Genomic DNA, 11376 nt, shown 5'->3' with positions numbered 1-11376 from the left:
ATTCTAGTAAGTTGTTATGTTATTCTTCGGTGTCTCCACTTTTTTCATCCCTCCGCATTTTGAAATACATGACTAAAGCCAAAGTGACCCAGATCACTGGCCAAGGCAACATTAACAGTGCGGTTTCCCAAGGCAAATTAAACATGGATTTGACCTCCTTCTATTAAAAAACAATCTTGTTAAACGCTTTCAATAAATCTAAATTTAAAATCTTTTTGGAGTTTGTTTACTTTAGATTTAAATTAGATATATTGTTTTCAAAATACTTTGTTACTAGTGATTATATTGTCGTCAGATGAGAAGTATACTAGACATAGTGTCAAATTCTCATAGGTTTATTAAGACATTTTGTAACGGATAAATAAAAACAGAAAATTCTTCTGCCTATTTAACTTCAGAGTTTACTTATGCTAAGTGTGGAAAAACGGGGGTAGAAAATAGGTGTAAGCATGATAAAAAAGCCCTCTTTTAATATAATGACAAAGGTTTCGCAAGCCAAGTCAAATAAAGGAGGGCCTTTAAGGAATTGCATATATCACATTGTTTTCATCCCTATATACAGACGCAAGGTTGTGTACGGGAAGCTAAAGGACGACAGACGTTATTACGTTCATTCAAATGAGCAGTTGCTTCACAAACGATAAACTAAACCAACAACAAACCCATCGTATTTTTATATAAAGTTGTTGATTTTCTTTTTTATTAGTTATACTTAATGGCAACATTCTTCAACTGCGTATAATTATACAAAGCGATCCAGCCTTTTTCCCTACCGAATCCGCTTCTTTTATAACCGCCAAAAGGCATTTGCACACCGCCACCAGCACCATAATTATTAATAAATACTTGCCCTGAATCAATCCGACTTGCCAGGTAATGTGCTCGACTAATATCTTGTGTCCATATTCCGGTAACTAAGCCGTAATCTGTACTATTAGCTAAGTGTAGAGCTTCTTCAGTATCCTTAAATGTAAAAACTGCTAAGACTGGACCAAATATCTCTTCCTGAGCTAGTTTGCTATTCGGGCTCACCCCATCAATAATTGTCGGTTCCAGATAAAAGCCTCCCTCATAACCTTCAACCGTTACTTGCTTTCCACCAACCAAAATTTTGCCTTCATCTTTTGCTACTTCAAGAAAATCCAGTATACGATTACATTGTTTCTCATTCAAAATAGGCCCAATATCTTTATCCTGTAAGCCAGCACCAATGGATAATTCTTTAAATCTATTAACTACCTTCTCTAAGAACTCATCTTTAAAAGATTCTTCAACAAGTAATCTAGAACCCGCTGAACAAGTTTGGCCTGCATTTTGAATAATGGCTTTAACAACACCCTCAACCGTATTCTCGTTATCACAATCGGAAAACACAACATTAGGGGATTTACCGCCAAGTTCTAACGTCACAGGAACGACATTTTTTGTCGCAGCGGTTGCAACGGCTGTACCTGTCTGTACAGATCCTGTAAATGTAGCATGGTTAATCAAAGGGTTTGATGATAATGCTGCGCCAGCATCAGCACCATACCCAGTCACATGATTGAACACGCCGTCTGGAATATCCAGTTCGTCAAAATACTGCGCTATTTTCATTGCTGTCAGCGGTGTATCTTCCGCACTTTTTACAACGACCGTATTTCCCATGGCAATCGCTGCGGCCACACTTCTAGATAAAATTTGAATCGGATAATTCCATGGAACAATATGTGCAGTCACTCCGACAGGCTCCCTGACCGTATAATCAATGATTCCGTCCTCTATGGGAATAGTATCTCCCATTACTTTATCAGCTGCGCCTCCATAAAATTGAAAGTAGCGGATGGCAGCGTCAATATCCGCATACCCTTGAGTCAGTGGTTTGCCAACGTCAGCGGTTTCCAATTCAGCCAATTCATCTCGGTTTTCTTTTATTTTTTCAGCTATCTGAAATAAAAGATCGCCCCGTTCATGTGGTTTTACATTGCGCCATGCTTCACTGTTAAACGCCTGCTTTGCAGACTTTACAGCTTTATCCACATCCTCACCTTCTCCACGGGGGATTGTGGCTATCACTTCTCCACTTGAGGGATTTTTCACTTCGATATTTTTTCCATTCTTGCTATTCACCCATTTACCATTTATATACATCTGTAATATTTCCATAACTATAACCTCCGTTAAATCTCATCGAGCAATCCAATTCATATACTTCTCCCACCATCCACATGTAAGACACTGCCCGTGATCATATTCGCTTCATCTGAAAGTAAAAATTTAATCGATTGAGCAATATCTGTTGGTTGCAATAACTTTCCTAGTGGAACACTACTTTCAAAAACTGCTTTTTTCGTATCATTCACATTTTCCCCCTGCTTTGTAAATTGTCCAAGCATCTCAGTATCAGCAGGCCCTGGGTGCAGTACATTAACTTTAATATGATCGGGAGAGAGTTCCAATGCCAACGCTTTTGTAAAAGACTCCACGGCTCCTTTGGATCCAACGTAGGCCTGTAATCCAGGTCTGGGTCTTGTTGTTGAAACAGATCCGATGTTTACAATAGCTCCCTGTTGTCTTTTCTTCATATAAATAGCAGCTTCACGGCAGGTTAAAAATGTCATTGTCATATTCATGTCCATTATTTTATGCCACTCATCTAAGCTAATCTCCTCAATAGGTGTCGCACTTTGTGCAACCCCCGCTATATTAACAAGTCCATCAATTTGCCCAAATGTTTGAACAGTCTTCTCAAAAATATCCTTTACATTGTTTTCATTTAATAAATTACCTTCAAAAGATAAGAATTGACTTTGGTCTTCAAATGCCACTAGGGAATCTATGTGAAGATCACACCCTACAACATTCGCATTTTCTTTCAGTAATAATTCTACAGTTGCTTTGCCCATTCCACCACCTGCACCGGTCACAATTATGGTTTTATTACTAAATGACATACCCTTCCCTCCATTATTTATAAAGTTTTTCCACAATGGCATCCCCGACTTCTACAGTCGTTGCTGTTCCTCCCAAATCCGGTGTCAGGATTTTTCTCTCAACGAGTAACGCTTCAATTGCAGCAAGAATGTTATCATGCAAATCTTTTCTACCTATATGTTCTAGCAAAAGGGCTGCAGACCATATTTGTGCAATCGGGTTTGCTATCCCTCTCCCTGCTATATCAGGTGCAGATCCGTGGACTGCTTCAAACATCGATGGATATTCATGAGAAGGATTTATATTCCCGGAAGGTGCCAGACCTAACCCCCCTACAATAGCTGAGCCTAAATCAGATAATATGTCCCCAAATAAATTGGATGCTAAAACGACTTGGAAATCCTCCGGGCGTTGAACAAAATAGGCTGCTAAGGCATCAATATAATACCGTTCATAAGAAATATCCGAATGTTTCTTCGCTGTTTCTTCAACTACCTGATCCCAAAATTTCATAGAATGGATAATCGCATTGGATTTCGTTGCATTGGTAACTTTGTCCAAGCTGTGATCCCGCACATACTTATAGGCAAATTCAGCAATCTGGGTAACACCCTGTCTAGTCATGATTGTATTCTGTACAGACATTTCCCGATTTTCCCCTTGAAACATCATACCGCCCACATTTGAATATTCTCCTTCACCATTTTCTCTAATAATTACAAAATCAATTGACGCATTATTTTTTAATGGACCTTCCAATCCTTTTAACAACTTTATAGGCCTGAAATTCACATATTGCTGAAAGTTTTTTCTGATTGGCATAATTAGATCCCAAACCGATATTTGATCAGGAACACGATTATCTCCGATAGCCCCAAACAGAATACTGTCAAACGTTTTTAGTTGTTCCAGTCCATCCTCAGGCATCATTTGGCCGGTTTTTAAGTAATAATCGCTATTCCAATGAAACTCCTTTGTTTCATAAGTAAACGTTGAATCGATATCCGCCAAAGCTTGCAACACTTTTATAGCTTCCTTCGTTACTTCAGGGCCGATACCGTCTCCTGGTAAAACCGCAATATTCAATGCTCGCATAAAATCCCCCCCCTTTTATTTACCTAACACAAAAAATAAAATGGTGCCAAACCAGAGCCTGACACCATTTATCCAATTTATCACTTCAAATTTAATTCCTCCTAAATAATGGCTATTCTAATAAATACTTCGGTTTTCTTTATCATTTAGAAAATGCAATGCTGCATTTCTATAGATTTCTGTCGTCTGACCTAATTCCTCAATATCAACATATTCATTTTTTTGATGAGGAATTTCCCTATCACCAGCTCCTATTGTTACAATTGGCACTCCATGGATATGCAGGAATGTACCATCTGTTGCACCTGGAACACCGTTATATCGTGGTTTTTCATCTAACACATCTGTTACTGCATGATAAACTGCAGTGACTACTGGATTATCTTTATCTGTTTCGGTAGCAGGACGATCCTCAATTACTTCATATTCCGCTTTGAAATCTGCATCCGTTTCTTTTAGTGAGGCAAATATCTGGTCAATTTTTTTGAGCAGATCCTGATGATCCTGATTTGGAATCGTACGAATATCCAATGTTGTCATACAGCGTTCTGGAATAACATTAATCTGTGCATCTCCTTTGTCTGGAGCCTGTAAAATAGTCGGAGTGATACTTGGCCATTTTAGATAAGGGTGCTCTCCATGTTTGTCCTGCTCTTCTTTTTCCATTTGCTCTAATGCGGTAATAATTTTCGCCATCCTCCAGTTGGGATTAATACCACTCCAAGAAATGGCACCATGAGCCATTTTTCCATGAACCGTGATTTTCACGCGTAGAGCCCCACGTTGAGCAATACAGATTTGATTTTCCTCAGGCTCACAAATAATTGCCCCATCAACTTCATCCGCCCATCCTTGTTTAATAAAGTGTTTTATCCCGATCATCATACTTTCCTCATCTACTGGTATACATAATATAATTTTTCCAGTAAAACTCTCTTTATCTTCCAGAATGGATTGAACAGCAGTAATCATACAGGCAAGATTCCCTTTTGTATCATTTGTTCCTCTACCAAACATTTTCCCGTCAATAATTTCAGCTCCAAAAGGATCATATTTCCAACTTGAACGATCTCCTTCTGTTACCACGTCTGTATGTCCTTCAAATAAAAGTGTTTTCCCGGGTTTACCGGAATCAACAACACCTATGATATTTGGTCTTCCTGGAACAACTTCCTCTACATGAACCTCAATTCCAATATTCCGTAAATAATCTGCAACATAATGTGCCACCTTTTCTTCATTTCCATCAGGATCTCCGGGGCGATAAACACTTGGTATCCTAACGAGTTGCTGTGTAAGGGAGACTGCACGTTCATAATCCCTCTTTGCTATATTGGCTTTAGTTAAATTCATAACTTCACTTCTCCTTATGCTTGTTTTTTAATCCTTTGTGTTGGAAATTCATAGGCTTCCTTTTTAAATATAAAGCTGAATATTATAAAAATAAAAAATGATAAGAAGATTGGTATTGTTACTGCATGTACACCTAATAAATCACCATAGGATTCATTATAGAAATGTATTGCTATATAAGAGCTTATACCAGTAAACATGGACGCAATAGCACCATATTTATTTGCTCGCTTCCAATATAGTCCTAATACAAGTGGCCACATAAATGCCGCTTGTAATCCACCAAAAGCAAATAAATTTAAAAAGATTAGCAATTCAGGTGGGTTTATAGCTAACAGAAATGCAACCGTACCAATTATCCCTGTAACACCCATACTTACCTTTTTTACGTTTTCATTGGTTGCTTGTGGTTTAATATAATTAATATAAACGTCCTTCACTACGGAAGAGCTAACGATTAACAATAGGGAATCCACTGTTGACATCATCGCTGCTAAAGGTGCAGCTAATATTATCCCAGCAAGCCATGCCGGCAATACATCTAAGGCAATTAATGGAATAACCTGGTCAGCTACATCAATCCCTGGTAAAACAGGTCTAGCAAATACACCAATTAAGTGCATATTAAGCATAATAACACCAACTACAACCGTTCCTATGATTATCGCACGATGCATAGCCTTTGAATTCCGGTAAGACATAGTCCTGACTGCTACTTGAGGTAAAGCTATCACACCAACTCCTACAAGTATCCAATAAGAAGATACATATGCAGCCGTCAATTGTCCGTCCTGACCAAATGGCGTTATTAAATTAGGATTTTCAGCCATTAAATCAGAGAAAATATTTGATAAACCTCCACCTGCAACAATTACAGCAATAAGTAACACAAATGTTCCAAAGAACATCACGATCCCTTGTATCGTATCTGTTATGGCAACAGCACGAAATCCTCCAATCGTTACATAAATGAGAACAGATACCGTGAAAATAAATAAAGCAGCGGTATAGGATAATCCTGTTAATGATTGGATTAAATAGGCCCCACCAACCCACTGTGCAGCCATTGCAGCAAATAAGAAGATAATGATGCTAAAAGCAGATACTAAAACCACAGGAGTACTTTTATATCTTTCCTTTAAAAAATCAATTAGTGTAACCGCGTTATACCTTCTTGTTACAATAGCAAACTTTTTACCTAAAATAAGTAGCACAAAATACCCTGTGGCTACTTGTGTCATCGCTAGCAACACCCAACCAAACCCAATGGAATATGCAGCACCTGGCCCTCCCAGAAAACTGGAAGCGCTACCATATGTAGCAACCATAGTCATTGCTAAAACGATTCCTCCAAATTCACGACTCCCAAGAAAATAATCACTAAGAAAAGAAGAAGCTTTAGACATTTTTCGATTAGACCAAATCCCAATGAGAAATATAATAAAGATAAAAATTAACAACGGCGTTACTACTGCCCAATTCATGCCGAGTTCACCTCATCCTCTTCTTCCACATCTTCAAGCGACACGTCTTTTAAGACAAACTTAACCACTAAAGAAATTAGAAGAACCATTACTAGAAATCCCACAATACAGCTATAAAAGAACCATGCTGGGAATCCTAATACATAAGTGTACTCCTCAGGGGGCTTTGATCCTAAACCATAAGCGAATCCGTACCACCACATGATATTAAATGCAGCTAAAGCACAACCTATTAATGCTTCACGGTTAGCGACTGCAAAACGAGGCTCTTGCGCTTCCCTTTTGTTTTTCATTCCATGTACTCCTCCTTAATATGTAAATAGTTTTATTCAAATTTTTTCCTATAGCAGGGGCACTAGTTGCACAGACTATCGTTTGCTATGAATTGGAGGTAACTTTATATCTTCATAGGTAAATAGTTTTCCAAAACAGCAAATTTATTAAATATATTGATTATTATTATATATATTTAATAAATAAAACACATTAGACATAATGTTAAAACACTACTACGTTATATACAACATAACGTTAACATGGAAATTGTAGATTTTTTGGAATGCCAAAAGAAAGAAGAGTAAAAGGAACATGATAACGCACGTTTTTTAATTCTTAAAACTAATTATTAACGTTAAGCAGACATTTGGAAAACTATTCAATAATCATTCTAAATTTTCACTTCTATAATAAGTTGGGAGTAGCAGTGATTCACCCCTCAACAATATCGAAACTCTGTACCCTTTATTATCTGAAAGTGCCAAGCCCACACTTATGCATATAAAAAAGTATTATGTAAATAAAAGCTGTTAGCCCCAAGAGAAAGTTTATTCTCATCAGGTCTAACAGTTTCATCCATACTATAATTTAATTCCAACTAAAATAGTAAAACACAATCGAGAACTAACACACTACTGGATACTACTCCACTAACCCCTCAACACGCCTAACCACATTCCCAACCGTAAAACCATACTCTTCCATTATTTTTTCACCTTTTGCCGAAGCACCGAACGTATTGATTCCAAGTACTTCACCTTCATCACCAATGTAGCGTTCCCAACCAAACGGGGAAGCCATTTCAATTGCAAGGCATTTTTTACGTGTGGTGGAATTACTTCATCTTTATTCTTTGCTTAATTCACTCATTATAAATCCTCCCTAGTAAAAGTTGATCAATATAATATAGCTGTACAAGAAGGCTCATATAACCCAAGTATAAAAGATGAACCCTCCCAAAAGTAACTGGGCTTTACGTTTTGAACAAGCACCTTTATATGCATATCCAATAACACGCGGTATTACCTTCACCTTTGGAGGCATCAATGTAAATGAAAACGGGGAAGTGTTGGATAAACAAGAGACACCCATTCCGGGTTGTTTGCAGCGGGGGAAATGATTGGTGGATTGTTCTACCATAACTATCCAGGTCGCTCTGGTCTGATGTCAGGGTCAGGTGCAGTATTTGGAAAATTATAGGGAGAGTCTGCAACTTCGTATGTTCGGCCAGTTAAAGCATAAGGAGTATAAGTGAACCACACAATTGCATAATCGCGCATATTACGTTACAGCTGTGAAAAAATGAATGTTGTTCAGATGAAAGGAACGGCCCCAAAAATAGTTGATACCTTTGGCACTTCTCCCTTTTGAATCCGCGCCTCCCTTAGTTTATACAAAAATAGATCCAGCCAAATGACTGGATCTATTTTTTACACTAGATTTCATTGTAAAACAGATTCATAACATCTCTATATTAAATCCCAACTCCCATAGAAAAAAGAACAAGGGACAGAATAACACCAAGCATTGGAACAATCACCGTCACGGCAGCAACAGCTGGATAGGCTGATTTATGTGTTTCTCCACAAATAACACGAATCGTGGTTACCGTGTATCCACCGTGTGGTAAAGAATCCAAAGCTCCGGAAGAAAGTGCAGAGACACGGTGTAGCGCCTCCGCATTAACTCCCTGACTTAAGTATTCCGGTCCAAGGATTGGCAAGGCGATTTCCATACCACCAGAAGCAGATCCTGTAAGACCTACAATTGATAATACAGCGATCGCGGCTCCAATTAACGGATCTCCCGGTACACTTGTCATCGTATCCACAGCTGTCTCAAACGCTGGTGTTGAACGGGCTACCGTACCGAATCCTACTACCGCAGCAGTGTTTGCTATCGCCATCAACGCTCCAAATGTCCCGTTGGAAGCTGATGTCCATACATTTTCGAGATAGCGGCGGTTCAATAACCACGCGGTAAAAACACCACCTGCCAAGGCTATGATGAGAGCGGAAGTTTCTAATGTATCATGGAATATAAAAGCAATGATGAGAACAACTAGTAATGGTACCCCGGACAGTAATGGATTTGGCAAATCACGTTCTACTTCTTCCGGGTCATCCTCTCGTTCATCGAATTTTTCTCCATTTTTTGTAGCTCGGTTTATCATCCATTTTAACCAGATATAACCGGTTATCATCATAAATATAGCAGCAATTAAGCTGACTTCCCACCCGGCATAAGGACTTGTCCCAAGATGTGGGATAGGAATCCAATTTTGTATTTCTGGTGACCCTGCTGACGTCATAGTAAATGTTACGGAACCAAAAGCAAGAGCCGCAGGAATAAACCTCCTTGGCAAATTTGCCTGTTTGAATAGGCTGAGAGCAATTGGAAAAACGGTGAACCCAACAATAAATAGACTTACTCCTCCGTACGTTAAAACAGCACAGGCAGCAACCACAGCAAGTACGGCATATTTAATACCAATGCGATCAATCACCCATTTAGAGACACTCTCCGCCGATCGACTGTCTTCCATAACTTTTCCAAAAACCGAACCAAGTAGAAACATTAAAAACCAGGATGCTACAAAACCTGAGAACCCATCCATATAGTCTCCGACGAAATTTGCTTCCCCTTCCGCTACAAGCTGAGGGAACATCGGTAATCCACTTAATACAGCTAGAAATAAAGCACTTAAAGGTGCCGCAATCAACAAGTTCATACCGCGCATGGTAAGGGTGATTAGTAAAATTAACCCCCCTATTAAACCAATTATACTAAGCATAAAAGTTCCCCATTTCATTTACAGTATATGCTTTACACCTTTACAGTATAAAACAAGGTGGGATCCGGCAGTATTTGCCATCTCCCCCAGTCGTCCAGTTGGCTTACCTATTTATCGTAACGACGGACACGAAGTGAAGCCTGTTCTTTGTGCCCCATAAACCCTTCCAGTTCACATAAACGTTCCGCATACTTTCCTATTTCTGCACTGGCTTTACGTGTAGCACGCTGGTAAGTACAAGTTTTTAGGAATTTTCCTACCCATAGACCACCAGTATATTTAGCAGCTTGTTTGGTTGGAAGTGTATGATTTGTGCCAATTACCTTATCTCCATAGGCTACATTTGTTTCCGGTCCAAGGAATAGCGCACCATAATTCGTCATATTATTTAAGAAGTAATCCGGATCTTCGGTAAGGACTTCGACATGTTCGTAGGCAAGCTTGTCTGCTTCTTCCACCGCTTCCTCTATATCGTCAACCACGATAATCGTACCGTTATCTCTCCATGCTACTTCCGCCACATCAGCTGTTGATAATGTTTTTAACTGTTTTGCAATTTCATCCTCCAGCGATTCAGCCAGCTCTTTGGAGGTTGTTATCAATGCACCAGGTGAAGTCGGCCCGTGCTCTGCCTGACCAAGGAGATCTGTTGCCACCATTTCAACATCGGCTGTATGGTCTGCAATCACTAGTGTTTCCGTAGGGCCTGCAAGTAAATCAATTCCCACACGCCCATAAAGTTGACGTTTTGCTTCCGCAACAAACGCATTTCCCGGTCCAACAATCATATCGACATGATTGATGCTTTGGGTTCCAACAGCCATAGCTGCCATTGCCTGCACACCACCGAGCAAGTAAATTTCATCTGCACCCGCCATATGCATAGCAGCTACTGTTGCGGCTGGTATTTCGCCATTCGATGGAGGTGTACATGCAATCACACGCTCAACACCTGCAACTTTGGCTGTCAAAATACTCATGTGGGAAGAAGCTACCATTGGATAACGTCCTCCAGGTATATAGCAGCCAACACTGTTAACAGGATTATTTTTATGTCCAAGAAAGATTCCTGGCCGTGTCTCCACCTCAATATCCTTCAACGCTTCCCGCTGGTGCTGCGCGAAATTTTGAATCTGGTTCTGTGCAAATTTGATATCATCAATTACCTCAGCTGGTAAATCATTTATCACTTTTTCAATTGTTTCTGTCGAAAGTAGAAAGCTTTCCGGAGACCATTTATCGAACTTCTCTGATAGCTCTCGGACTGCCTCATCTCCTTTATCTTCTACATCCTTGATAATAGTACTTACCGCTTGCTGTACCTTAGAATCTGCTTCCTGTTTTTCCTGATCGGTTCTTCCTGTTTTTAAAAAAGTTGCCATAAATATATATGCTCCTTTGTGTGTTGATGAATGATTTATTTTCTTGAATACGTATTCATTGTAATTTATTAAGTTATTT

10 protein-coding genes and 1 pseudogene are annotated in these 11376 nt (G+C 39.2%); 1 reads left to right on the top strand and 10 read right to left on the bottom strand.

The window, feature by feature from the left end:
- Window positions 1-19: 19 nt before the first annotated feature.
- From OLD84_RS06335 to OLD84_RS06300, 8 genes are all read right to left on the bottom strand, one after another.
- Window positions 20-145: a hypothetical protein gene (locus OLD84_RS06335; protein ID WP_264917313.1), complete on the bottom strand. Its 126-nt coding sequence runs from the start codon at window positions 143-145 to the stop codon at window positions 20-22.
- A 557-nt stretch (window positions 146-702) separates the two neighbouring features.
- Window positions 703-2145 (bottom strand): aldehyde dehydrogenase family protein, encoded by a 1443-nt coding sequence (locus OLD84_RS06330; protein ID WP_209463210.1) that lies wholly within the window; start codon window positions 2143-2145, stop codon window positions 703-705.
- Between the two features lie 38 nt (window positions 2146-2183).
- Window positions 2184-2933, bottom strand: coding sequence for an SDR family NAD(P)-dependent oxidoreductase (locus OLD84_RS06325; RefSeq protein ID WP_209463209.1), 750 nt, complete (start codon window positions 2931-2933; stop codon window positions 2184-2186).
- Between the two features lie 13 nt (window positions 2934-2946).
- Complete coding sequence (locus OLD84_RS06320) at window positions 2947-4008, bottom strand: tartrate dehydrogenase (protein WP_209463208.1); 1062 nt, start codon at window positions 4006-4008, stop codon at window positions 2947-2949.
- Between the two features lie 117 nt (window positions 4009-4125).
- Entirely contained in the window at window positions 4126-5361 is a 1236-nt protein-coding gene (locus tag OLD84_RS06315; RefSeq protein ID WP_209463207.1) for a M20 family metallopeptidase, read from the bottom strand.
- Window positions 5362-5375: 14 nt separating this feature from the next.
- The gene (gene panF, locus OLD84_RS06310) at window positions 5376-6845 is read right to left on the bottom strand and encodes a sodium/pantothenate symporter (protein WP_209463206.1); all 1470 of its coding nucleotides are present in this window, start codon (window positions 6843-6845) and stop codon (window positions 5376-5378) included.
- On the bottom strand, window positions 6842-7138 hold the full coding sequence (locus OLD84_RS06305) for a YhdT family protein (RefSeq protein ID WP_209463205.1): 297 nt from the start codon (window positions 7136-7138) through the stop codon (window positions 6842-6844). Before OLD84_RS06305 ends, panF begins: the two co-directional genes overlap by 4 nt.
- 625 nt (window positions 7139-7763) lie before the next feature.
- Window positions 7764-7922: a transketolase-like TK C-terminal-containing protein gene (locus tag OLD84_RS06300; protein ID WP_209463204.1), complete on the bottom strand. Its 159-nt coding sequence runs from the start codon at window positions 7920-7922 to the stop codon at window positions 7764-7766.
- A gap of 81 nt (window positions 7923-8003) precedes the next feature.
- Between OLD84_RS06300 and OLD84_RS06295 the strand changes: the two are divergent.
- Window positions 8004-8321: pseudogene (locus OLD84_RS06295) on the top strand (FAD-binding protein); the annotation flags it as partial.
- Window positions 8322-8595: 274 nt separating this feature from the next.
- On the opposite strand, the gene OLD84_RS06290 reads toward OLD84_RS06295, so the two are convergent.
- The gene (locus tag OLD84_RS06290; RefSeq protein ID WP_209463203.1) at window positions 8596-9915 is read right to left on the bottom strand and encodes a GntP family permease; all 1320 of its coding nucleotides are present in this window, start codon (window positions 9913-9915) and stop codon (window positions 8596-8598) included.
- Window positions 9916-10022: 107 nt separating this feature from the next.
- On the bottom strand, window positions 10023-11297 hold the full coding sequence (hisD, locus tag OLD84_RS06285) for a histidinol dehydrogenase (protein WP_209463202.1): 1275 nt from the start codon (window positions 11295-11297) through the stop codon (window positions 10023-10025).
- Window positions 11298-11376 lie beyond the last annotated feature (79 nt).

It is taken from the genome of Virgibacillus natechei (assembly GCF_026013645.1).
GTDB lineage: Bacteria > Bacillota > Bacilli > Bacillales > Amphibacillaceae > Virgibacillus_L > Virgibacillus_L natechei.
The sequence above is the reverse complement of the archived record's forward strand: the minus strand, read 5'-3'. Positions and strand labels throughout refer to the sequence as shown.